Annotated in this window: 24 protein-coding genes and 1 pseudogene; 19 read left to right on the forward strand and 6 right to left on the reverse strand. The window is 53.4% G+C overall.

Annotated features, from left to right (window positions below; translation table 11 throughout):
• The 3 genes and pseudogenes from tauB to tauD all read left to right on the forward strand — a co-directional run.
• Positions 1–343: pseudogene (tauB, locus tag AB7E14_RS04270) on the forward strand (taurine ABC transporter ATP-binding subunit); the annotation flags it as partial.
• Positions 340–1167, forward strand: a complete 828-nt coding sequence (gene tauC, locus AB7E14_RS04275) for a taurine ABC transporter permease TauC (protein WP_044259061.1) — start codon at positions 340–342, stop codon at positions 1165–1167. The pseudogene tauB and the gene tauC, both read left to right, overlap by 4 nt.
• Positions 1164–2015, forward strand: coding sequence for a taurine dioxygenase (tauD, locus tag AB7E14_RS04280; protein ID WP_044328384.1), 852 nt, complete (start codon positions 1164–1166; stop codon positions 2013–2015). Before tauC ends, tauD begins: the two co-directional genes overlap by 4 nt.
• A 42-nt stretch (positions 2016–2057) precedes the next feature.
• Here tauD and AB7E14_RS04285 read toward each other — a convergent pair whose 3' ends face one another.
• Complete coding sequence (locus tag AB7E14_RS04285) at positions 2058–3779, reverse strand: lysophospholipid acyltransferase family protein (RefSeq protein ID WP_316962010.1); 1722 nt, start codon at positions 3777–3779, stop codon at positions 2058–2060.
• A gap of 120 nt (positions 3780–3899) precedes the next feature.
• Positions 3900–4874, reverse strand: coding sequence for a porphobilinogen synthase (gene hemB / locus AB7E14_RS04290; RefSeq protein ID WP_043001645.1), 975 nt, complete (start codon positions 4872–4874; stop codon positions 3900–3902).
• A gap of 510 nt (positions 4875–5384) precedes the next feature.
• Here hemB and ehaB point away from each other — a divergent pair.
• Both ehaB and iprA read left to right on the forward strand, forming a co-directional pair.
• Entirely contained in the window at positions 5385–8306 is a 2922-nt protein-coding gene (ehaB, locus tag AB7E14_RS04295; protein WP_058587696.1) for an autotransporter adhesin EhaB, read from the forward strand.
• Between the two features lie 88 nt (positions 8307–8394).
• The gene (gene iprA / locus AB7E14_RS04300; RefSeq protein ID WP_044328998.1) at positions 8395–9018 is read left to right on the forward strand and encodes a hydrogen peroxide resistance inhibitor IprA; all 624 of its coding nucleotides are present in this window, start codon (positions 8395–8397) and stop codon (positions 9016–9018) included.
• Here the strand turns inward: iprA and ampH are convergent, their stop codons facing one another.
• Positions 9019–10176: a D-alanyl-D-alanine-carboxypeptidase/endopeptidase AmpH gene (gene ampH / locus AB7E14_RS04305; RefSeq protein WP_044328997.1), complete on the reverse strand. Its 1158-nt coding sequence runs from the start codon at positions 10174–10176 to the stop codon at positions 9019–9021.
• A gap of 201 nt (positions 10177–10377) precedes the next feature.
• Between ampH and AB7E14_RS04310 the strand changes: the two genes are divergently transcribed.
• From AB7E14_RS04310 to AB7E14_RS04320, 3 genes are all read left to right on the forward strand, one after another.
• On the forward strand, positions 10378–10911 hold the full coding sequence (locus tag AB7E14_RS04310) for an isochorismatase family protein (protein ID WP_044328996.1): 534 nt from the start codon (positions 10378–10380) through the stop codon (positions 10909–10911).
• A gap of 118 nt (positions 10912–11029) precedes the next feature.
• The gene (gene sbmA / locus AB7E14_RS04315; RefSeq protein ID WP_046401503.1) at positions 11030–12250 is read left to right on the forward strand and encodes a peptide antibiotic transporter SbmA; all 1221 of its coding nucleotides are present in this window, start codon (positions 11030–11032) and stop codon (positions 12248–12250) included.
• Positions 12251–12264: 14 nt separating this feature from the next.
• On the forward strand, positions 12265–13359 hold the full coding sequence (locus AB7E14_RS04320; RefSeq protein ID WP_316961968.1) for a DUF1615 domain-containing protein: 1095 nt from the start codon (positions 12265–12267) through the stop codon (positions 13357–13359).
• An 11-nt stretch (positions 13360–13370) separates the two neighbouring features.
• Here the strand turns inward: AB7E14_RS04320 and AB7E14_RS04325 are convergent, their stop codons facing one another.
• Complete coding sequence (locus tag AB7E14_RS04325) at positions 13371–13679, reverse strand: YaiY family protein (protein WP_043001638.1); 309 nt, start codon at positions 13677–13679, stop codon at positions 13371–13373.
• Between the two features lie 257 nt (positions 13680–13936).
• Here AB7E14_RS04325 and AB7E14_RS04330 point away from each other — a divergent pair, with 257 nt between their 5' ends.
• On the forward strand, positions 13937–14143 hold the full coding sequence (locus tag AB7E14_RS04330) for a DUF2754 family protein (RefSeq protein WP_043001637.1): 207 nt from the start codon (positions 13937–13939) through the stop codon (positions 14141–14143).
• 42 nt (positions 14144–14185) lie between these two features.
• Here the strand turns inward: AB7E14_RS04330 and ddlA are convergent, their stop codons facing one another.
• Positions 14186–15280 carry a D-alanine--D-alanine ligase gene (ddlA, locus tag AB7E14_RS04335; protein WP_043001636.1) on the reverse strand — a complete coding sequence of 365 codons (1095 nt, stop codon included), beginning with the start codon at positions 15278–15280 and terminating at the stop codon, positions 14186–14188.
• 128 nt (positions 15281–15408) lie between these two features.
• Here ddlA and AB7E14_RS04340 point away from each other — a divergent pair, with 128 nt between their 5' ends.
• The 6 genes from AB7E14_RS04340 to adrA all read left to right on the forward strand — a co-directional run bounded on the left by AB7E14_RS04340 (position 15409) and on the right by adrA (position 21138).
• Positions 15409–16068 (forward strand): extensin family protein, encoded by a 660-nt coding sequence (locus tag AB7E14_RS04340; protein WP_081097252.1) that lies wholly within the window; start codon positions 15409–15411, stop codon positions 16066–16068.
• 168 nt (positions 16069–16236) lie between these two features.
• Positions 16237–17442, forward strand: coding sequence for a multidrug efflux MFS transporter (locus AB7E14_RS04345; protein WP_043001634.1), 1206 nt, complete (start codon positions 16237–16239; stop codon positions 17440–17442).
• Between the two features lie 254 nt (positions 17443–17696).
• The gene (gene iraP, locus AB7E14_RS04350; protein ID WP_043001633.1) at positions 17697–17957 is read left to right on the forward strand and encodes an anti-adapter protein IraP; all 261 of its coding nucleotides are present in this window, start codon (positions 17697–17699) and stop codon (positions 17955–17957) included.
• A gap of 99 nt (positions 17958–18056) precedes the next feature.
• Positions 18057–19472 (forward strand): alkaline phosphatase, encoded by a 1416-nt coding sequence (gene phoA, locus AB7E14_RS04355; protein ID WP_104446084.1) that lies wholly within the window; start codon positions 18057–18059, stop codon positions 19470–19472.
• 128 nt (positions 19473–19600) lie between these two features.
• Positions 19601–19921 (forward strand): phosphate starvation-inducible protein PsiF, encoded by a 321-nt coding sequence (gene psiF / locus AB7E14_RS04360; protein ID WP_043001631.1) that lies wholly within the window; start codon positions 19601–19603, stop codon positions 19919–19921.
• A gap of 116 nt (positions 19922–20037) precedes the next feature.
• Entirely contained in the window at positions 20038–21138 is a 1101-nt protein-coding gene (adrA, locus tag AB7E14_RS04365; protein WP_316961967.1) for a diguanylate cyclase AdrA, read from the forward strand.
• 15 nt (positions 21139–21153) lie between these two features.
• Here adrA and proC read toward each other — a convergent pair whose 3' ends face one another.
• Positions 21154–21963 carry a pyrroline-5-carboxylate reductase gene (proC, locus tag AB7E14_RS04370; protein ID WP_043001629.1) on the reverse strand — a complete coding sequence of 270 codons (810 nt, stop codon included), beginning with the start codon at positions 21961–21963 and terminating at the stop codon, positions 21154–21156.
• Between the two features lie 148 nt (positions 21964–22111).
• Here proC and AB7E14_RS04375 point away from each other — a divergent pair, with 148 nt between their 5' ends.
• The 4 genes from AB7E14_RS04375 to AB7E14_RS04390 all read left to right on the forward strand — a co-directional run.
• Positions 22112–22570, forward strand: a complete 459-nt coding sequence (locus AB7E14_RS04375) for a YaiI/YqxD family protein (RefSeq protein WP_043001628.1) — start codon at positions 22112–22114, stop codon at positions 22568–22570.
• Between the two features lie 182 nt (positions 22571–22752).
• Positions 22753–23298, forward strand: coding sequence for a shikimate kinase AroL (gene aroL, locus AB7E14_RS04380; RefSeq protein ID WP_044326523.1), 546 nt, complete (start codon positions 22753–22755; stop codon positions 23296–23298).
• Between the two features lie 25 nt (positions 23299–23323).
• Positions 23324–23515: a protein YaiA gene (yaiA, locus tag AB7E14_RS04385; protein ID WP_043001626.1), complete on the forward strand. Its 192-nt coding sequence runs from the start codon at positions 23324–23326 to the stop codon at positions 23513–23515.
• A gap of 253 nt (positions 23516–23768) precedes the next feature.
• Positions 23769–24199, forward strand: a 431-nt coding sequence (locus tag AB7E14_RS04390; protein WP_428169344.1) for an AroM family protein, incomplete at its 3' end; no start/stop codon positions are given.

The raw sequence follows: 24199 nt of genomic DNA on the forward strand, positions 1-24199 counted from the left end.
GCTGGCGGCGAACCCACAGCTGTTGCTGCTGGATGAACCCTTTGGCGCGCTGGACGCCTTTACTCGTGAACAGATGCAAACCCTGCTGCTGAAACTCTGGCATGAGACCGGCAAGCAGGTGCTGCTGATAACACATGATATTGAAGAAGCAGTGTTTATGGCGACCGAACTGGTGCTGTTGTCACCAGGACCTGGCCGGGTGCTGGAGCGTCTGCCGTTGACCTTTGCCCGGCGCTTTGTGGCAGGCGAAGCGAGCCGCAGCATTAAGTCCGATCCGCAGTTTATCGCGACCCGCGAATATGTCTTAAGCCGCGTCTTTGAACAACGGGAGGCCTTCTCATGAGTGTGGTGATCAACGACAAACCGCGCCAACGGCCACTGAGATGGCGCTGGCCGTTCTCGCGCCAGATTACGCTGAGCCTGGCGACGCTAACGGTGATTCTGGCGGTGTGGTGGACGGTTGCCGCGCTGCAACTGATAAGCCCGTTGTTTTTGCCGCCGCCGGACCAGGTGTTGCAAAAGCTTATCACCATCGCCGGTCCGCAAGGATTTATGGATGCCACGCTGTGGCAACATCTGGCCGCGAGCCTGACCCGCATCGTGCTGGCGCTGCTGGCTGCGGTGGCGTTCGGTATTCCGGTCGGGATTGCGATGGGGCTCAGTCCGACGCTACGCGGCATTCTCGATCCGATCATCGAGCTTTATCGTCCGGTGCCGCCGCTGGCTTATCTGCCATTAATGGTTATCTGGTTCGGGATTGGCGAAACGTCCAAGATCCTGTTGATCTACCTGGCAATTTTTGCCCCGGTCGCCATGTCGGCGCTGGCGGGGGTGAAGAGCGCGCAGCAGGTACGGATCCGCGCCGCCCGATCGCTGGGCGCGAGCCGGGCGCAGGTACTGTGGCTGGTGATCCTGCCAGGCGCGCTGCCGGAGATCCTCACCGGATTACGCATCGGACTTGGCGTGGGCTGGTCGACGCTGGTGGCGGCGGAGCTGATTGCGGCAACGCGGGGGTTAGGGTTTATGGTGCAGTCGGCCGGTGAGTTTCTGGCGACCGACGTGGTGCTGGCGGGGATCGCGGTGATTGCGATTATCGCCTTTATTTTAGAGCTGGGTCTGCGTGCGCTTCAGCGCCGTCTGACGCCCTGGCATGGAGAAGTCCAATGAGTGAACGTCTGAGCATTACCCCGCTGGGGCCGTACATCGGCGCACAGATCGCCGGGGCGGATTTGACCCGTCCGCTGAGCGACAATCAGTTTGAGCAGCTTTATCATGCGGTACTGCGCCATCAGGTGGTGTTCCTGCGCGAACAGGCCATTACGCCACAACAGCAACGGGCGTTGGCCCAGCGCTTTGGCGATCTGCATATCCATCCGGTCTATCCGCATGCGGAGGGCGTCGAGGAGATTATCGTGCTGGATACCCACAATGATAATCCGCCGGATAATGACAACTGGCACACCGACGTGACGTTTATTGAGACACCGCCTGCCGGGGCGATTCTGGCGGCAAAAGCGTTGCCGTCAACCGGGGGCGACACGCTGTGGACCAGCGGCATTGCGGCGTATGAGGCGTTGTCGGAACCGTTTCGTCAGTTGCTGAGCGGTTTGCGGGCGGAGCATGACTTCCGCAAGTCCTTCCAGGAATACAAATACCGCAAAACAGAGGAAGAGCATCAGCGCTGGCGTGAAGCGGTGGCAAAGCATCCGCCGCTGGTGCACCCGGTGGTAAGAACCCATCCGATCAGTGGTAAACAGGCGCTGTTTGTGAATGAAGGCTTCACTACGCGCATTGTTGACGTCACGGAGAAAGAGAGTGAGGCGCTGCTTGGCTTTCTGTTTGCGCATATTACGAAACCGGAATTCCAGGTGCGCTGGCGCTGGCAGCCGAATGATGTGGCGATTTGGGATAATCGTGTGACGCAGCATTATGCGAACGCCGATTACCTGCCGCAGCGGCGTATTATGCATCGGGCCACGATTTTAGGGGATAAACCGTTTTATCGAGCGCCGTAATTTCCGCCTCGGGCCGGTATGTCATTGTCGGCCCGGTACGCGTCACGTCACCGGGCAATGGCGTGATAAATGTGCCTCAATATAGCGCTGATAACGGTTGGCCTTCAGACGGGTCAAATCCACCAATACCAGGCCATCTACGCAGTGGTTAAAATCCGGATCGCTGCCGAAATCGATGAACTGTACGCCGCCGGGTTCGCAGAGCTCTGAGTATTGCTTATAGAGTGGGGGAATACCGCAGCCCAGATTTCCCAGCAGCGACTTCAGCCGCGTCAGATCGTCGGCGTAGTCGCTACCGGTAAACTGCGCCAGCACATCCGGTAGCGAAGCGGGATACGGCTGGCGTGAGACGGCCAGCGGATGCGTGGGCGGGAACCACAGACGATAGAAGGCAACCAGCAGATCGCGCGCAGCCGGCGGTAATCCTCCGGAGATAGACACGGGTCCGAACAGGTAACGATACTGCGGGTAACGCGCCAGGTATGCGCCGATTCCTGACCAGAGATAATCCAGCCCGCGACGTCCCCAGTAGCGAGGCTGAATAAAGCTACGTCCCAGCTCAATACCGTGTTTCATGATGTCCGCCATCTGCTCATCGTAATCAAACAGACTGTGACTGTAGAGTCCATCCAGCCCCTGCTTTTCCAGTTGTTGTACGCAGGGGATAAACCGGTAAGCGCCGACGATCTCAAGATCCTCCTCGTCCCATAAGATCAAATGCAGATAGTCATCATCGTAGCGATCGATATCTCTGCGCTTGCCGCTCCCTTCACCCACGGCGCGAAAGGCGATTTCACGCAGTCGTCCCAGCTCGCGCAGGACCGTCGCTTCCTCTTGCCCGTTGCGCTGCCAGAGATAAATGTGCTTACCGTCGGCGGTTATTCCCAGACATTCCGCCTGTGCCAGCTCGCGTTTCAGTCGCGCTCTGTTTTCCGGCGGGGCGATTGTCGATTCGGTACGAAAGAGACCTGGTCGGCCTTTGCCCAGCGCAATCACGTGCTCCCGGCACTTTTCCGCCTGCTCGCGCACGCTGCTTTTGCTGGTAGACCATTGCGTCCAGGCAATTTGCTGGCCTATACGTACGGGTAGCGTGCTGCCACGGCGGCGAAACATTTGCTGCATTAACAGCAGCAGCGTGGCGCGGGAAGAAACCAGTCCACTAGCATAGAACAGCGGACTGTTATAGGCCTGAATATGTACCGGCAGCAGCGGCGTCCGGTACTTTTCTGCCATGCGGATAAACCCGGAGTGCCAGCGGCGTTCAGCGATTCCCTTTAGCGTCAGACGTGAAACTTCCCCTGCCGGGAAGAAAACCAGCGCGCCGCCGGTCTGCAGATGGCTATCCATTTGCTGTAACGACGATTTGGGCGTGCGTCCCTGAATATTATCGACCGGGATAAACAACGAACTCAGAGGTTCAAGATGGGAGAGCAGCCGGTTAGTCACCACTTTGATGTCGCGCCGTACGCGGGAGAGGGCATAGATGAGCGCCAGTCCATCCAGCGCCCCGGTAGGGTGGTTGGCAATAATGATCAGAGGGCCATTTTCGGGGATGTTTTCAATGTGATGTTCGGGGATTTCGCAACGTATTTGGAGATGTTCCAGGACTTGTTCCACCATATCCACGCCTTTCAGATGGCAATGGCGGGCGGCAAACAGCTGGAACTCTTTTTCATACAATACGCGTTGTAACACCTTTTTCTGCCAGGGCGTGGTCTTCGCCTCGGGCCAAAGGTCGCTGAGTACGTTATCGAGACTGAACATCACAACACCTCCTTCTTCCTGTGCTGACAGTAGAAGCGGTAAGTGTCGCTGGTATGACGTTTGGGTGACGTTTTGGGGAAAGGCCGGATGGCGAGGCCACCCGGCATGTTCAGGGAAAACTTAACGCAGGATTTTTTTCTCTGCCAGATCCAGTGCGAAGTAGCTGAAGATCAGATCCGCGCCTGCGCGTTTGATAGCGCCTAAGCTTTCCAGTACCACTTTTTCTTCATCAATGGCGCCTGCCATAGCGGCAAATTTGATCATCGCGTATTCGCCGCTGACCTGATACGCGCCGAGCGGCAGCTCTGTGCGCTCACGAATGTCACGCAGTACGTCAAGATAGGCCCCCGCCGGTTTCACCATCAGGCAGTCCGCGCCCTGTGCTTCATCAAGCAACGATTCGCGAATCGCTTCACGGCGGTTCATCGGGTTCATCTGGTAGGTTTTGCGATCGCCTTTCAGCGCCGTGCCCGCCGCTTCGCGGAACGGACCATAGAACGACGAGGCAAATTTGGTCGAGTAGGACATGATGGCGGTGTCGGTAAAGCCTGCGGCATCCAGCGCCTGGCGAATCGCCTGCACCTGACCATCCATCGCCGCGGAAGGGGCGATGAAATCTGCGCCTGCGGCGGCCGCGACAACCGCCTGTTTACCCAGGTTTGCCAGCGTGGCGTCGTTATCGACGCCGTGTTCACACAGCACGCCGCAGTGACCGTGGGAGGTATATTCGCAGAAGCAGGTGTCTGACATCACGATCATTTCTGGTACGGTCTGCTTGCAGATACGCGACATCCGCGCCACCAGACCGTCTTCCTTCCAGGCATCGCTACCGGTGTCATCGGTATGGTGTGAGATGCCAAAGGTCATGACGGAACGAATACCGGCGTTGGCAATACGCTCAATCTCGCGCGCCAGGTGTTTTTCCGGGATGCGCATGACGCCGGGCATGGCCTCAATCGCTTTGTAGTCGTCGAGTTCTTCTTCAACAAAGATCGGCAACACCAGATCGTTCAAGCTGAGTGTTGTCTCTTCAAACATGGCACGTAGCGCTGCAGATTTGCGCAGACGGCGAGGGCGATGGATTAAGTCTGTCATGGGATGCCTGATGCTTGTGAAAGTGAAGGCCATAGTATACCTGAAGCCGCGGGCGAGTGTTTTACGAAAATGGGCTTTATGGTTTTGTTTTATTAATAAATAAAAGAAATCGCATGGCAATTTTTTAATATGAATAGCTAAAAATTCATATTTGAAAGTGTGATTGTTATTCGTTTGGTTATTTTAAATATCTATTTGTTTGAGTTTTTCTGTATTTAAGTTGGCTGGTTTTTTATTTGTTCGTTATTATCAATGCTCGCTGCATTAAGTATTGATTTATTATATGTATCTTTGTCTTTTTTCTTTTTATTGTGTTGATTTGTAATTAATTTTTTATTTTTCAACTGAGTGTTATCCTGGTTCTTGTTATTGTCCGTTTTCGGACTACGGATAAAGAATAATTGAACCTTTCATTGTGGACACCGCATAATCCTCTTCGCGAAACATAATGTTTTCTATGCATTGATATTGATGGATCAACACTATTACGTCCCTGAGGAGGGATGACAAATGCACTCCTGGAAAAAGAAACTTGTAGTCTCACAATTAGCATTAGCCTGCACTTTGGCAATCACTTCTCAGGCGAATGCTTCAACAGATATTTCTGGCAAAACTTACACCACCTTTGAACACCTTAACGACGCGACTTATGCAGATGGTGTGTACTACGATGGCTATGTCGGCTGGAATAACTACGGCACCGATAGCGTGTATAACGGAGACATCTATCCGGTCATTAATAACGCGACCGTTAACGGCGTGATTTCAACGTACTATCTGGATGATGGTCTGGCGACCAACACCAACAGTAACAGCCTGACGATTAAAAACAGTACTGTTCACGGAATGATTACCTCACAGTGCATGACGGAGGATTGTACCGGACGCGATGCGACGGGCTATGTCTACGATCGTCTGGCGCTGACCGTTGATAACTCTACGATCGACGACAACTACGAACATTATACTTACAACGGCACCCATACCGATGGCACCGCGGATACGCATGTGGTTGATGTTTACGATCTGGGTACCGCGATCACCCTCGACCAGGAAGTTGACCTGGCTATCAGCAACAACTCCCATGTTGCCGGTATTACCCTGACTCAGGGTTATGAGTGGCAGGATGTTGACGATAATACCGTCAGTTCCGGCGTAAACAGCGCTGAAGTGTTCAATAACACCATTACGGTGAAGGACTCTACCGTGACCTCAGGCTCATTGTCTGACGAAGGCACCACGGGCTGGTTCGGCAATAACGGTAACGCCAGCGATTACAGCGGTACAAACACCGCAGATGATATTGCATTAGCTGTGATTGCAAACCCGGCGGCAGACAATGCGATGCAGACCGCCGCAACTTTCAGTAATTCTACGCTGATGGGCGATGTGGTTTTCTCCAGCAACTTTGACGAAAACTTCTTCCCGAACGGTGCTGATAGCTATCGTGATACCGATGCAAATGTGGATACCAACGGCTGGGATGGCACCGATCGTTTGGATCTGACATTAGATAACGGCAGTAAATGGGTGGGTGCGGCGATGTCCGTCCACCAGGTCGATACCGATGGCGACGGTGTGTATGACAGCGTTGCTGCGGGTACGGACGCGACTGCTACGCTGATTGATATCGCGTCTAACAGCCTGTGGCCGACCTCAACGTATGGCATTGATAACGGCGACACCGCCTATGACGAAAATGGTCATGTTGTGGGGAAAGAGGTTTATCAAAGCGGTCTGTTCAACGTCACGCTGAAGAATGGTTCACAGTGGGATACCACCAAAACCTCTCTGATTGATACGCTGAGCATCAACAGCGGTTCTGTGGTGAACGTCGGCGATTCATCGCTGGTTTCTGACACCATTGGCCTGACCGGTGGCGCAGCGCTGAACATTAACGAAGATGGTCATGTCGCGACAGATACCCTGACGGTTGACAACAGTACCGTGACTATTGCTGATGATGTGGCTTCAGGCTGGAGCGTGGGTGATGCTGCGCTGTATGCCAACACCATTAAGGTCACAAACGACGGTGTTCTGGATGTCGGTAACAGCGCGGACTATGCGCTGCAGACGGATACCCTGAATCTGACCAGCACCACCGATGCGGGTGGCAATGTGCATGCCGGTGTATTTGACCTTCACAGCAACAACTACGTTCTGAACGCTGATCTGGTCAACGATCGCACTGCAGACACCAGCAAGTCTAACTATGGTTACGGTGTTATCGGCATGAATTCCGATGGTCACCTGACGATTAATGGTAACGGCGATGCTTACACCGCTGACCAGTCTGAAGTGGATAACGCGGGCGACGGCATTGCGGCGGCAACCGGTAACTACAAAGTGCGTATCGATAACGCCACGGGTGCAGGCTCCATTGCCGATTACAAAGGCAAAGAGCTGATCTACGTTAACGATAAGAACAGCACCGCGACTTTCTCTGCGGCCAATAAAGCAGACCTGGGGGCGTACACGTACCAGGCTCAGCAGCAGGGTAATACGGTTGTTATGCAACAGATGGAGCTGACTGACTATGCCAATATGGCGCTGAGCATCCCGTCTGCGAACACCAATACCTGGAACCTGGAGCAGGATACCGTTGGAACACGTCTGACCAACTCTCGCCACGGTCTGGCGGATAACGGCGGCGCATGGGTAAGCTACTTCGGCGGCGGTTTCAGCGGCGACAATGGCACCATCAATTACGACCAGGATGTCAACGGCATCATGGTGGGTGTGGATACCAAAGTTGATGGTAACAACGCTAAATGGATTGTTGGTGCGGCAGCTGGTTTCGCTAAAGGCGACATGAGCGACCATACCGGCCAGGTAGATCAGGATAGTCAGTCTGCTTACCTGTACTCCTCTGCCCGATTTGCCAATGACGTCTTTGTGGATGGCAACCTGAGCTACTCTCACTTCAACAACGATCTGTCTGCCAATATGAGTGACGGTCAGTATGTCGATGGCAACACGTCAACAGATGCCTGGGGCTTCGGTTTGAAAGTGGGTTACGACTGGAAAGTGGGTGACGCGGGTTATGTTACGCCGTATGGCAGCGTGTCAGGTCTGTTCCAGTCTGGTGACGACTATCGTTTGAGCAACGACATGCATCTTGATGGTCAGTCTTACGACAGCATGCGTTATGAACTGGGTGTAGATACGGGCTATACCTTCACCTATAGCCAGGATCAGGCTCTGACGCCTTACTTCAAACTGGCGTACGTGTATGACGATCAGGGCAACCATGCGGATGTCAACGGCGATTCAATCGACAATGGCACCAAAGGTTCAGCGGTTCGCGTTGGGCTGGGTACGCAGTTCAGCTTTACCAAGAACTTCAGCGCGTATACCGATGCGAACTACCTTGGCGGCGGCGATGTTGATCAGGACTGGTCGGCTAACGCAGGCGTTAAATATACCTGGTAATCATTCCCTTACGGAAATGGATATCGCGTAGTTAATCTAAAAAATGCCCGTCAAGAATTTGGCGGGCATTACTGCAAGGAACGCGCAGATGTTATCTCTGAATAAACCGTTAAAAGAATTTGCTCAGCTTGATAAGTCGTTGTCAAAATTTGGGACACGTTTTGAATATGTCCATGCAAAACATCTTCTTTATTCCACTGAAAAGAATCCCGACACGACGGTAGTGATTCTGGAGGGGATTATCTCATTAAGACGTAATGAACATATTCTTGTGGGTATCGCCCAGGCCCCTTTCATTATGGGATTGAGCAATGGGGTGATGAAAAATGATGCTCATTATGATCTCATCAGCGAGGGATTATGTTCAGGCTATCACCTGCCGTCGTCACAAGCTATTGAGATTATTGAAGAATATCAGCTATGGCGTGAGGCGTTTTACTGGCTGACCTGGCAGAACCGTATCCTGCAGCAGCGCGATCGCCAGTTAATTGGCAATAATTCCTACGAACAGATCCGAACCACCCTTTTCTCGATGATTGAGTGGGATGAAGGTTTACGCTCAAAAATTGGGGTGATGAGTTATATTCATCAGCGCACGCAAATTTCGCGTTCCGTGGTAGCAGAGGTTCTTGCGGCGTTACGAAAAGGCGGCTACATCGAAATGAATAAAGGCAAACTGGTGGGAATAAACCGTTTGCCTTCAGATTATTAATTAAGACGTAGGAACCTCGCGCGGTGTATTTTCGCTCAGTTCAACCACCAGTTCGTTAATACCATCGCTCATGCTTGTGAAGCGGGTGAGCGGAGAGCGAGTGACAACGACAAACGCACCCACATTTTTTTGCGGAATCATTGCCATATAGGTAATGAACCCTCCGCCACCGCCGGTCTTTTGAATAATGCCCGGGCGTCCATTCTTCGGCGCCATATAGACCCATCCTAAGCCCAACGCATCGGCCTTGCCGGGGACATCCATACCGGTTACCCGCGTTAACTGCGCGCGCTGATAAATCAGCGTTTGCATTCTGTCGGCCTGATTACTGCGCTGGTAAAAATCAGAGGAAAGATACTGCTGCATCCAGCGCATCATATCCCCCGGCGTTGAATAAACCCCGCCGCTGCCGATGGCTGCCAGCGTGTTATTACACGGACTGGCCCCTTTCTCCGCGACCATCAGACGTTTGCACTGATCGGGAGAGGGAGTATAGGTCGTGTCTTTCATGCCAAGCGGCCGGGTGATTTTCTCTTCAAAAAGCTGGGCATAGGGTTTGCCGGAGGCGTTTGCCAGCGCATCCGCCAGCAGGTCGAACGCCAGGTTAGAATAGGCCGCCTGTGAACCCGGAGCGGCTTTTAACGTCGCCGTGGAGAGATAGCTCCAGCGCTGTTCACGCGTCGGCCAGACAAATACCGGGCGCTTTGCTGCGCCGCCGGGTTGTTCACGGGGCAGTGCGCTGGTGTGCGTCGCCAGGTTGACCAGCGTGATCGGTTTTCCCGCATACGACGGTACGCGCGCGCCGACGGGGGCATATTTGCTCAGCGGATCGTTCAGTTTTACGGTGCCCTGATCGAGCAGTTTGACCAGCATTTCACTGGTCATCAGTTTGGTGAGTGACGCAATGCGAATCACCGAATCCAGCTGCGGACGAACGTTATTACCCGGACGGGTTTCACCGAAGCTGCGAAAAACACGCTGGTTTCCGTCGATCACGACGAGTGCCATCCCCGTCGCGCCGCTGCCATAAAAAATATGTTCGGCGTAACGTTCGACAATATCAGACGCAAAAACCGGTTCGGCAACAGGCTGAGCCGCCTGGACTGAGGTCAATGACGCCGCACACAGCGCGGCAGAAAAAAGCAGACTACGTTTCAACGGTGGTGTCCATGAATGAGAGTAAAAAACTAAGCGTATTTATACTACTGTACCGCCTGTTGCAAAGCGCTAATTAGCGCAAGGATAGTGAGAAAAACGTAACGACGCGTAAACGTAGCGTTTTTGCCGCGAAAGAAAGTCCGCTTTTGTGATCCGGGGCGTGCAATAATCTTTCATTACCACTCTTGGATGGGGCTGACGATGTCTGAAAAACGGGTTGTGATGGTTGTTGATATGCAAATCGGCGTGTTTGCCACGCCGCGTATTAATCGGGATGCGTGTGTGGAACGTATCAATCAATTGACGCGGGCAGCCGATCTCACGATTTTTATTCAACACACCGAGGCGGGTGGCCTGGAGGAGGGGAGCGCGGGGTTTGCGCTGCTGCCTGAACTGGAGACACCCGTGAACGCCAAATATGTCACGAAAACCGCCTGTGATGCTTTTTACAAAACGGCGCTCGAACAGTTGCTCCGCGAGCAGGCGATTTCACACTTTGTCATCTGCGGCTGTGCGACGGACTATTGCGTCGATACCACCATCAGAAACGGTGCCAGCCGGGGTTATCGCATTACGGTTGCGGAAGATGCCCACACCACCGCACATCGCCCGGCTGCACCTGCCCAGACGCTGATTGCGCACCATAATGATGTCTGGCGCAATCTGATCGTGCCGGGCAATCCGGTACGTGTGAAACCCGTCGAAACAATTCTTCAGGACTGGAAAACGAACTAAGCGCCGCCATATTGGTCACAATGGGCGGTTTCGCCTGTTGTGATCGTTTATTTTTAGTCCGCGCAGCGGCAGAAGCACAGCAGTTGTCATAACGATAAGAAGTGAGCAGGAGAGCATCATGTTTAAGTCTTTTTTCCCAAAGCCGGGTCCTTTTTTTCTTTCGGCTTTTATTTGGGCAATAGTCGCGGTTATTTTCTGGCAAGCCGGTGGTGGGGACTGGGTTGCACGGATGACAGGCGCAACGGCCGCCGTGCCTATCAGCGCCGCCCGTTTCTGGTCGCCGAGCTACCTGATTTTTTATGCCTACTACGTGCTCTGCGTCGGGCTGTTTGCGCTGTTCTGGTTTCTCTACAGTCCGCATCGCTGGCAGTACTGGTCAATTCTTGGCACCTCGCTGATTATCTTCGTCACCTGGTTTCTCGTTGAAGTCGGGGTGGCCGTCAACGCCTGGTATGCGCCATTTTACGATCTGATCCAGACCGCCCTCAGCGCACCACATAAGGTCACCATGGGTCAGTTCTATAACGAACTGGGGATCTTTCTTGGTATCGCGCTGATTGCCGTGGTGATTAGCGTGCTGAACAACTTTTTTGTCAGCCACTATGTGTTCCGCTGGCGTACGGCGATGAACGAATATTACATGGCGCAGTGGCAGCATTTGCGCCATATCGAAGGGGCAGCACAGCGTGTGCAGGAAGACACCATGCGTTTTGCCTCAACGCTGGAAAGCATGGGCGTGAGCTTTATTAACGCTATCATGACGCTAATCGCCTTCCTGCCGGTGCTGGTTGCGCTTTCTCCGCACGTGCCCGAACTGCCGATAGTCGGCCATGTGCCTTATGGCCTGGTGATTGCGGCGATCGTCTGGTCACTGATGGGCACCGGTATGCTGGCGGTAGTCGGGATCAAGCTCCCGGGACTGGAATTTAAAAATCAGCGGGTGGAAGCGGCTTATCGTAAAGAGCTGGTATACGGGGAAGATGATGCCAACCGCGCCACGCCGCCGACGGTTCGTGAGCTGTTCAGTGCGGTTCGCCAGAACTATTTCCGTCTCTATTTCCACTACATGTATTTTAATATCGCGCGCATTCTCTACCTGCAGGTGGACAACGTTTTCGGGTTGTTCCTGCTGTTTCCGTCGATTGTTGCCGGTACGATTACCCTGGGTCTGATGACGCAAATTACCAACGTCTTTAGCCAGGTGCGGGGCGCGTTCCAGTACCTGATCAACTCGTGGACAACGCTGGTTGAACTGATGTCTATCTATAAACGTCTGCGCAGTTTTGAGCGTGAACTGGACGAGCGGGATATTCAGGCTGTCACCCACACACTTGGTTAACAAAAGGAAACGTTATGTCGGCGGTGTCTCGTCTTTACCCTTTGTCATTGCTGGCCGGACTGGTGCTGGCGGGATGTAGCAGTCAGCCTTCGCAACCGCTCAAAAAAGGCGAGAAACCGGTCGATGTCGCGAGCGTGGTGCGCCAGAAAATACCGGCCAGCGTGAAGGATCGGGACGCCTGGGCGCAGGATATCGCCAAAACCTTTGAAAGCCAGAAGCTGGCGCCGACGGTGGAAAATATCTGTTCGGTGCTGGCGGTCGCGCAGCAGGAGTCCAACTATCAGGTCGATCCCGCCGTTCCGGGATTGAACAACATTGCCTGGAAGGAGATAGACCGGCGCGCCGAACGGATGCATATTCCGGTTTTCCTGGTGCATACCGCGCTGAAAATCACCTCCCCGAACGGGAAGAGCTATAGCGAGCGTCTGGACACAGTAAAAACGGAAAAACAGCTCAGCGCCATTTTCGATGACTTTATTAATATGGTGCCGATGGGGCAGACGCTGTTCGGTTCGCTGAATCCGGTCCATACCGGTGGTCCGATGCAGGTCAGCATTGCGTTTGCCGAGCAGCACAGCAAAGGATATCCGTGGAAGATGGAGGGAACGGTGCGCCAGGAAGTGTTCAGCCGTCGCGGTGGACTCTGGTTCGGAACCTACCATTTGCTCAATTACCCGGCCAACTACAGCGCGCCGATTTTCCGCTTTGCCGACTTCAACGCCGGATGGTATGCCAGTCGAAATGCCGCGTTTCAGAACGCAGTCAGTAAAGCCAGCGGCGTCAAACTGGCGCTGGATGGCGACCTGATTGCCTACGGCAGTAAAGACGCCAGTAAAACGGAGCTGGCGGTGCGTAAACTGGCGGGAAAACTGGATCTCAGCGAAAGCGCGATCCGTCGCCAACTGGAGAAAGGCGACAGTCTGGCGTTTGAAGAAACGGCGCTTTACGAAAAGGTGTTTACGCTTGCTGAAGCAAAGACAGGGAAGAGATTACCGCGTGAAATGCTGCCCGGTATTCAACTGGAAAGCCCGAAAATCACCCGTAATCTCACCACGGCATGGTTTGCAAAACGGGTCGACGATCGTCGTGCGAAGTGCATGGGGCAATAACCGCCTGGCCATTACTGGCGGCGGTAGCGCCAGCGCAGAATGGCGGCGATGACGCCGAAAATCAGACTGCCGACCAGAAACGGCACCAGACCAAAGATGGTTCCGACGCCCAGCCCAATCTCTACGCGCGGGCGTCCTGTCTCTTGTACTTGCATCAGATGTTCATATACGCCAGGCGCGTGAACCAGCAGGTTCAGGATCTGCGCCCCGGCCCAAAAACAGAACAGAACGAACACGGCATAAGCGATATTGCCTGGCGTAGAGGCGGTTTCTCGATGTTTCCCGTTAAACAAGGATTTTGAGAGAGTGAAATCAGCCATAAATGACCTCCGCGAGTAATTCTGCATCTCTGACACCATGCCAGTAACTTACCGTGAGTGTGACAGGTCATCGCGTTTGTCAATATCAGAATGATGGTAATTTCAGTCTGGGATGAATCCTGGATTGCAGATTTTTGTCAGTTGTCACAAATTAGTTACCTTAAATTAAATTTGGCAACATTTAAGAAATTCCGCACACGACACAGACCGGTTTCCCGTAATATGCGACGATACGTTTTTTTCGCTGCGGAGTTTCCATGAACCTGCCTTTAAAAATTCGCCGTGACTGGCACTACTACGCCTTTGCTATCGGCCTGATTTTCATTCTGAACGGCGTTGTCGGGCTGTTGGGGTTTGAAGCCAGGGGCTGGCAAACCTATGCCGTGGGGCTGGTGACCTGGATCGTCAGTTTCTGGCTGGCAGGATTGATTATTCGTCGTCGCGTGGAGGATGACGCGGCGTAAGCCTGACAACAAACCGCTGTCAGGCTTATCGGGGAGTGCAGATTACATCGTCGTTTTCAGTGCGTTATCTGCAGCATGGCGTTCCAGCGCCAGTTCGATCAAACGGGTGATCAAGTCGGTGTAACCTAAGCCACTGGCCTGCCAGAGTTTCGGATACATGCTGATGTTGGTAAAGCCTGGTAGGGTGTTGATCTCATTGATCACCACCTCATTGTCGGCGGTTAAAAAGACATCGACGCGTGCCATGCCAGCGCAGCCCAGCGCCTGATACGCCTGAATGGCGATCTCGCGGATTTTGTCGTTGATGTGCGGATCAATCGCCGCAGGAACCACCACTTTCGCGCCGTTATCGTCAATGTATTTGGTGTCATAGGCATAGAAATCACTGTTGAGCACGATCTCGCCACAGGTGCTGGCCTGCGGATGATCGTTGCCCAGCACTGCGCACTCGATCTCGCGCCCCTTGATCCCTTGCTCCACCACCACTTTGTGATCGAATTCGAAGGCGAGGGCGACCGCCTGCGCGTACTGCGCTTCGCTGGTGACTTTGCTAACGCCGACAGACGATCCCTGATTGGCGGGCTTAACGAACAGCGGCAGGCCAAGACGGGCTTCTACCTCGGCAAAGCTTATCGTGTTGCGGTTGGCTCGCGTCAGCGTAATAAACGGCGCGATAGTCAGTCCGGCATCACGCAACAAGCGTTTGGTGACGTCTTTATCCATGCACGCGGCTGAACCCAGCACGTCGGAACCCACGAAGGGCAGATTCGCCACGCGCAGCATTCCCTGCAGCGAACCATCTTCACCCAGCGTGCCGTGAACAATCGGGAAAATCACGTCTACGGTCGGCAGCGGCTGACCATTCTGCGCATCAATCAACTGTTGCTCGTGTCTACCCGGAACCTGCGCAAGGCTGGTCGCAGAAGGACGCAGCGCAATATGCGCAGGATCGTTGGCATTGAGCAGATAATTGCTGGCATCGCTGACGTGCCATTGCCCTTGCTTATCAATGCCTAACAGCACGACCTCAAAGCGGGTCTTGTCGATGGCATCGACAATATTTTTTGCCGATTGCAATGACACTTCATGTTCCGCTGATTTACCACCAAATACGATTCCTACCCGCAACTTTGCCATCTTAAACCCATTCCTTCGAACGCAAAGCGTATACATTACCACGACAAAACGAGGGATTCGCGGGCTTCTGCCATAATGTTAGGGAGAATTACACGGGAGGAAGCGTGAGAGGAAAAGTCTGGCTGACGATGATCATTCTGAGCGTGGCGTGTGGCGTGGGATATCGCTATCTGCCGTCTTATTATGACCCGCTCGCCCCGCTTGAGGTATCCGATCCGCCAAACTGGCTTACCCAATTTAAGCTTAAACGTCTGACGCCAGCGCGCTGTCAGACGCTGTTGCAACAGGCAAACGAGCAGAAGCTAATCACGTCGCAGTCCGTAGCCGACAGCGCTGGCGAATGTCCCTTAACCGACGTAGTACGGGTGCGGGATTTTGGCGCAGTCAAACTGAGCAGCAGCTTCCTTGCCTCCTGTCCGTTGGCACTGCGTTCCGCGCTGTATGTCGCTCAGCAGGCTGCACCCTTAACGGAACGTATGATGGAAAGCCAGCTGACCCGGATCGAGCATCTCGGCAGCTATGCCTGCCGCAACATTTACCATCGCCCTGATGCACGCCGTAGCGAACACGCGAGCGCAGAGGCCCTGGACATCAGCGGCTTTATTCTTGCCGACGGGCGACACGTTACCGTTCTGCGCGGCTGGAAGCAGGAAGAAAGCGCAACGTGGCTGCGGGCGTTGCTCAGTGCGAGCTGTCAATATTATGGCAACGGCCTGGGACCGGACTACAACGCCGCTCACGCCAACCATTTTCACCTGGGAATTCGGGGAATTGGCCTTTGTCGCTAAGCATAAAGCCCTGCGGCTTGTTGGGTTTTAATGTGATGTATTTCACAAATCTGGTGAACGGGAAGATAAAATAGCAAATTGCGCGCCACCGCACCTGCGGATCCCCTGACAGACGTGGAGATTGCTAAACTAGCCGGCGTTTTCTGCTATTTATCACGATGAGCGTTTATGGAATCCTGGAAAGTTAATCTCATTTCCGTCTGGTTCGGCTGCTTTTTTACCGGTCTGGCAATCAGTCAAATCCTGCCGTTTTTGCCACTCTATATTTCGCAGCTTGGGGTGACCTCCCACGAAGCGCTCTCAATGTGGTCCGGTCTGACATTCAGTGTCACATTCTTAATTTCCGCGATTGTTTCTCCGCTCTGGGGTAGCCTGGCAGACCGTAAAGGTCGCAAGCTGATGTTGCTACGCGCCTCGCTCGGCATGGCGATTGCGATACTGCTGCAGGCTTTCGCTACCAACGTCTGGCAGCTTTTCCTGCTACGCGGCATTATGGGGTTAACGTCCGGCTATATTCCTAACGCGATGGCGTTGGTAGCGTCTCAGGTGCCCCGTGAACGAAGTGGCTGGGCGCTCAGTACGCTGGCGACCGCGCAAATCAGCGGTGTGATTGGTGGCCCGCTGATGGGCGGTTTTATTGCCGATCACGTGGGCTTACGCCCGGTCTTTTTTATCACTGCAATGCTGCTGATCGTCAGCTTTATGGTCACGCTCTTTTTGATTAAAGAAGGCGTGCGCCCGACGCTGAAAAAGAGCGAACGATTGAGCGGGAAAGCCGTATTTGCGTCGCTACCTTATCCGGCGCTGGTGATCAGCCTGTTTTTCACCACGCTGGTGATTCAGTTATGTAATGGCTCAATCAGCCCGATCCTGGCGCTATTTATTAAGTCGATGGCCCCTGATAGTAATAATATTGCTTTTCTGAGTGGATTAATTGCCTCGGTGCCTGGGGTCTCCGCGCTTATCTCCGCGCCCCGGCTGGGTAAACTTGGGGATCGCATCGGCACCGAAAGGATCCTGATGGCAACGCTGATTTGTGCGGTCGTGTTGTTTTTTGCCATGTCGTGGGTGACGACGCCTTTCCAGCTCGGGGTATTACGTTTTCTGCTCGGTTTTGCCGATGGCGCCATGCTACCCGCGGTTCAGACGCTACTGGTCAAATATTCCAGTGACCAAATAACCGGGCGTATATTTGGTTATAACCAATCGTTTATGTATCTTGGCAATGTCGCTGGCCCGCTGATGGGCGCAACGGTTTCAGCCATGGCAGGATTTCGTTGGGTATTTATTGCCACTGCCATTATCGTGATGATTAACATTTGTCAGTTAGCCCTGGTTCTGCGTCAGCGGCGAAATATCCGCAAGCGGGTGTGAAGCGATTAAAAAGAAATGACTTAAGTGAAATTAGTCATTTTTTAGCATAACTTTTGATTATGGCCAGGGGTGACTATTTTATTCCTGGCTTTTAATTTAGCGTTCGGTTTTCGCGCGAGAAACGTTTCGCTCACCGTATTCTGTGATTATTTACGCAAAGTCTTTCCTTTTTTATAAAAATACTACTTTCAGACTCTAGGCAGCATGGATTCATAGTGATACCGTCAGCCTTCTTTGGATAAGGAAATGCGGTCATGAAAAATCTAATAGCTGAGTTGTTGCTTAAGCTTGCCCAGAAAGAGGAAGAGTCGAAAGAACTGGTTGCTCAGGTAGAAGCATTAGAGATTATCGTTACAGCGATGCTGCGCAATATGGCTCAGAACGAGCAGCAAATGCTGATTCATCAGGTAGAGGGCGCACTTGATGACGTAAAGCCCGATGCCAGCGTTCCGGATAACGATACGGAGTTGCTGCGCCAGTACGTACAAAAGCTGTTGAGGCATCCTCGTTACTAGTTTTATTTCGTTTCTATGCTGTCATAAACCTGTCATATCAGAGACCTATAGTCGCTTTGTTTTTTATTTTAAGTGTATTAAGTACATGGAGAAAATAAAGTGAAACAAAGCGCTATTGCTCTTGCATTGTTACCACTGTTGTATATGCCTGTGAGTCATTCTGAAACGTCGTCAATGGCGGTGCTGGACAATCGTGCCGCACAGGGTGATATTACAACGCCTGGCGGAGCACGCCGATTATCGGCCGATCAAACACAAGCATTGCGCGAATCACTGAATGATAAACCGGCTAAAAATATTATTTTATTGATTGGCGATGGTATGGGTGATTCGGAAATTACGGCCGCGCGAAATTATGCTGAAGGTGCGGGTGGCTATTTTAAAGGGATTGATGCCTTACCGCTGACTGGCCAATACACCCACTATGCGCTGAATAAAAAAACCGGTAAACCGGATTACGTGACGGATTCTGCGGCATCAGCAACCGCATGGACAACCGGCGTGAAAACCTACAATGGCGCGCTGGGCGTCGATATTCACGAAAAAGATCATACGACGCTGCTGGAAATGGCGAAAGCGGCGGGGCTGGCGACGGGGAACGTCTCAACCGCCGAGCTGCAGGATGCCACTCCAGCCGCGCTGGTAGCGCACGTGACGTCTCGTAAATGCTATGGCCCGAGCGTAACGAGCGAGAAATGCCCGACGAATGCGCTGGAAAATGGCGGTAAAGGCTCGATCACCGAACAACTGCTGAATGCCCGCGCGGATGTCACGCTGGGCGGCGGTGCGAAAACGTTCGCCGAAACCGCAACCGCCGGCGAGTGGCAGGGCAAAACGCTGCGTGAACAGGCCGAGGCCCGGGGTTACCAGTTGGTCGGCGATGCGGCTTCGCTGGCGGCGATCGGCGAAGCCAGTCAGGACAAACCGTTGCTGGGACTGTTCTCTGACGGCAACATGCCTGTGCGCTGGGAAGGCCCAAAAGCGTCTTATCACGGCAATATTGATAAGCCTGCCGTAACCTGTACGCCGAATCCAAAACGCGATGAGACCGTACCCACGCTGGCGCAAATGACCGACAAAGCCATTGAGTTGCTCAGCAAAAATGAGAAGGGATTCTTCCTGCAGGTGGAAGGGGCCTCCATCGATAAACAGGATCACGCCGCCAATCCTTGCGGACAGATCGGCGAGACGGTGGATCTGGACGAAGCGGTGCAGCGCGCGCTGGCCTTTGCGAAAAAAGAAGGTAACACGCTGGTGATCGTCACTGCCGATCACGCTCACGCCAGCCAGATCGTCGCACCAGAGACAAAAGCGCCGGGCTTGACCCAGGCATTAAACACCAAAGATGGCGCCGTGATGGTGATCAGCTATGGCAACTCCGAAGAGGAATCGCAGGAGCATACCGGCAGCCAGTTGCGTATTGCGGCCTACGGCCCTCATGCGGCCAACGTGGTGGGGCTGACCGATCAAACCGACCTGTTCTATACCATGAAAGCGGCACTCGGCCTGAAATAATCCACCCCCCGGCAGGATAACTTTTGCTGTCGGGTGGTTTTTTTATCGTTAGCAGCCAGACTTATCTGAATCTCCCGGCGTTTATTCGCGGGAGATAGTCGAGTGAATACTCAAAAAAGGATGGTGCTATGAAAATAACATTACTGGTTACCCTATTGTTTGGTTTGATCTTTTTAACGACCGTTGGTGCGGCTGAGAAAACGTTAACCCCGCAGCAGCAGCGCATGACCACCTGCAATCAACAGGCGACGGCGAAAGCGTTGAAAGGAGATGCCCGTAAGACGTACATGAGCGATTGCCTTAAAAACAGCAAGTCAGCTCCTGGTGAAAAAAGCCTGACGCCACAACAGCAAAAAATGCGCGAGTGCAACGTTCAGGCGACGGAACAATCGCTAAAAGGTGACGACCGCAGTAAGTTCATGAGTGCCTGCCTGAAGAAAGCGGCCTAGCCGACCTAGTGCTTACGGGTGAGCAAAGAAAAACGCTCACCCGAAATATCATACTTTCCCCGCCTGACCCGTCTCTATAATTTGGGAAAATTGTTTCAGAATGTTCCCAAAAAATAATGAACGACGAAAACTTTTACAAACAAGCGGTCGATCTCGATGAAACCTCTCTTTCATCGCAGCAAAACGACCATCAACGCTCTGGACTACGATTCGCCCGGCGAGTAAGAGTGCCGCGCGCAGTGGCGCTGGGAGGGATGTTTTTCCCTGTCGCCGCCGTGCTGGTTGCGAACCCTGTCCCCGGTGTCTGGTGGTTGTTGCTGGTGGGATGGGCGTTCGTCTGGCCTCATCTGGCCTGGCAAATCGCCAGCAGAGCCGTCGACCCGCTGAGTCGGGAATTTGCCAATTTAAAAACGGATGCGGTACTCGCCGGAATGTGGATGGGACTGATGGGCGTCAATGCGCTGCCTTCCGCCGCGTTGTTAATGATCATCTGTATGAATCTGATGGGCGCAGGCGGTGTGCGACTGTTTGTTACCGGACTGGCCATGATGGTGGTTGCCTGTCTGGTCACATTGCAGTTAACGGGAACCTCTCTGGCTTTAAGAAGCGCGCCGCTGGAAGGGGTGTTGACGCTGCCGGTCATCGTGATTTACCCGCTGTTATTCTCCTGGATTAGCTATCAGGCCGCGACAAAGCTGGCGCAACATAAGCGTCGGTTACAGGTGATGAGTACCTGTGATGGCATGACAGGGGTTTACAACCGGCGACACTGGGAAATATTACTGCGCAACGAATTTGAGCACTGTCGTCGCCAGCATCGGGAGGCCACGCTGCTGATCATTGATATCGACCATTTCAAAAGTATTAATGACACCTGGGGTCATGACGTTGGCGATGAAGCTATTCTGGCGCTAACCCAACAGCTGAGAATGACCCTGCGTGGGAGCGATGTGATCGGGCGTTTTGGCGGTGATGAATTTGCGGTGATTATGTGCGGTACGCCAGCCGAGAGCGCCATCGCGGCGATGTCACGGATTCATGAGGGGCTACGTGGGTTACGTCTGGCCTGCGCGCCGCAGGTCATTTTACATATCAGCGTGGGCGTTGCGCCGTTAACGCCGCAGTTCAGTCACTATCGGGAATGGTTGAAATCGGCCGATCTGGCGCTCTACAAAGCAAAGAATGCCGGACGTAACCGCACCGAAGTGGCGGCCTGACGTCCGGTTGTTCACTCAGGATTTACTGAGTTTGTCTGACTTCTCCATACACTTCGCCATTGCTTCAATCACCGCCGCACGAAATCCTCGCTCTTCCAGTACGCGGACCGCTTCAATCGTCGTGCCGCCAGGCGAACAAACCATATCTTTCAGTACGCCAGGATGCTCGCCCGTTTCCAGTACCATCTTCGCGGAACCCATGACCGCCTGAGCGGCAAATTTGTAAGCCTGTGCGCGCGGCATACCGCCCAATACTGCGGCATCTGCCATCGCTTCGATAAACATGAAGACATACGCCGGGGCGGAGCCGCTGACGCCAACCACAGGATGAATCATCGACTCGGCAATCACTTCGGCTTCGCCAAAGCAGCGGAAAATATTCAGCACATCCGCGGTGTCTTCCGGGGTAACCAGCGCGTTTGGTGTCACTGAGGTCATCCCGGCATTAACCAGCGACGGCGTGTTCGGCATTGCGCGTACGATTTTCCGGTCGTGTCCCAGCGCGCGGGCGAGTTGATCGAGGGTCACGCCTGCTGCAATAGAGACCACCAGCGACTCTTTGTTGAGGCTGGAGGTTATCTCGCTGAGCACTTTGATCATAATGCCCGGCTTCACGGCGCCGAAAACAATATCCGCCACCTGGGCGACTTCCTGGGCGGACTGCGCGACGTTGATCCCATACTGATCGTGCAACGCGGCAACTTTATCGGGGGAAGGGGTGTAGACCCAGATCTGGCCTGGAAGCACCTGACCGCTGGCAATCAGGCCGCCGAGGATTGCTTTCCCCATATTACCGCAGCCGATAAAACCGATTTTCTTCTCCATCTCGTCACTCCCTATGGGTGATAGTTGTTGTTTTGTTTGATAAAGCCTAGCTTAGCGCGGATTGAAAGACGCATGAAGGGTAAACAGCACTTTGCCGCAGCGCAAAAGCACGAGACAATAGCCGATTGCACAAGAGACGGGAGCCAGTATGACCATATGGGTGGATGCGGATGCGTGTCCGAACGTAATTAAAGAGATCCTCTATCGTGCCGCCGGGCGCATGCAAATGTCGCTGATTCTGGTAGCGAACCAGAGCCTGCGCGTGCCGCCGTCGCCGTATATCCGTACGCTGCGTGTACCTGCGGGTTTTGACGTGGCGGATAACGAGATTGTGCGCCAGTGTGCGGCGGGCGATCTGGTCATCACGGCCGATATCCCGTTGGCCGCCGAGGTGCTGGCGAAAGGCGCGTCGGCGCTTAATCCGCGCGGTGAGCGCTATACCGAATCGACCATTCGCGAACGTCTGACAATGCGCGATTTTATGGATACATTGCGCGCCAGCGGGATCCAGACGGGCGGTCCGGATAGCCTCTCTGCCCGCGATCGTCAGCATTTTGCAGCGGAACTGGAAAAGTGGTGGCTGGAAGTTCAGCGCAGAAACGCGTGAATGTAATTTATTTTTTACACTTTCCTCGGCGCTATTTCTTGATATAGTAGGGCGTACATTGATATTTTCACTTTTAGTGGAATAAATACTTTACACTTAACGCTGTACTAGTTTGATGGTATGATTATTCCTTTAATGACATCTGATCCTGCCGCTTTGCGGCCTTCTGGGGAACGCCCACTATGACGCAACCGCTTTATCTTGTTGGCCCACGCGGCTGTGGAAAGACAACGGTTGGCATGGCGCTGGCTACGGCAATTGGTTGTCGGTTTGTCGATACCGATCAATGGCTGCAGTCGCAGGTACAAATGACCGTCGCGGAAATCGTCGAGCGTGAAGGCTGGCCGGGTTTTCGCGCCAGAGAAACGGCTGCACTGGCGGCGGTGACTGCACCGTCAACGGTCATCGCGACCGGTGGAGGAATCATTCTCACTGATTATAACCGTCACTTTATGCGTGATAACGGCATCGTCATTTATTTAAGCGCGCCGGTTTCCACGTTGGTTCATCGTCTTGAGGCCTCGCCTGAAGAGGAGTTGCGCCCCACGCTGACCGGTAAACCCCTGAGCGAAGAGGTGCGGGAGGTGCTGCAACAGCGGGATATTTTGTATCGCGAAGCGGCCCATTTCATCATTGATGCGGCGAATTCACCTGACCAGGTGATTTCTGAAATTCAGCGCAGGCTGGCGCAGCGCGCGCGCTGCAGGCAAGGCGGGGTCTATACTTAAACTTCATTCGACAGAAGGAAGCACTATGCCAACCAAACCGCCATATCCACGCGAAGCGTATATTGTCACCATTGAGAAAGGGACGCCGGGACAGACGGTCACCTGGTACCAGTTACGTGCCGATCACCCTAAACCGGATTCGTTAATCAGCGAGCATCCCAGCGCGCAGGAAGCGATGGATGCGAAAGCCCGTTACGAAGATCCTGATAAAACCTGACGACTGAACGGCTCGGAATGGAATCTGAGCGAGTGTAAACCCAACCTGCATCACATTTTTCGCCGATGAATCGTTGTACCTGAAAACTAACATCAAACAATAACAACCTATTACTGGAATGATCTGGAATCTTTACACAGCGATTTGCGCTGCGCCTGCTACGCTTTTTTGCATTTGCAAAAGGTAAGTGTCGGCAGTGGTGCAGCGCATTTGCCCGGGAATAAACGACGAAGTAAAAAAGAAGGTGGAAAAAATGAGTGCGTCGTTGGCTATCCTCACAATCGGTGTTGTACCCATGAGTGAAGTCTTACCGCTTCTGACTGAGTACATCGACGAACAAAATATCACCCATCACAGCTTGCTCGGAAAAATGAGTCGTGATGACGTTCTGGCGGAATATGCGCTGGAATCCGACGAAGACCCGCTGTTAACCCTGCTTAACGATAATGAACTGGCTTATGTTTCGCGGCAGAAAGTAGAACGCGATCTGCAAAGCGTCATCGAAGTGCTGGATAACCAGGGCTACGACGTCATTTTACTGATGAGCACCGTGTCGATTGCCAGCATGACCGCCCGTAACAGCATTCTGCTTGAGCCGCTGCGTATTATTCCACCGCTGGTGGCCTCAATTGTCGATGGCCATCAGGTGGGGGTGATTGTGCCGGTTGAAGATCTGATGGCCGA

The organism is Citrobacter sp. (assembly GCF_050252275.1).
GTDB classification, from domain to species: Bacteria; Pseudomonadota; Gammaproteobacteria; order Enterobacterales; family Enterobacteriaceae; genus Citrobacter_A; species Citrobacter_A amalonaticus.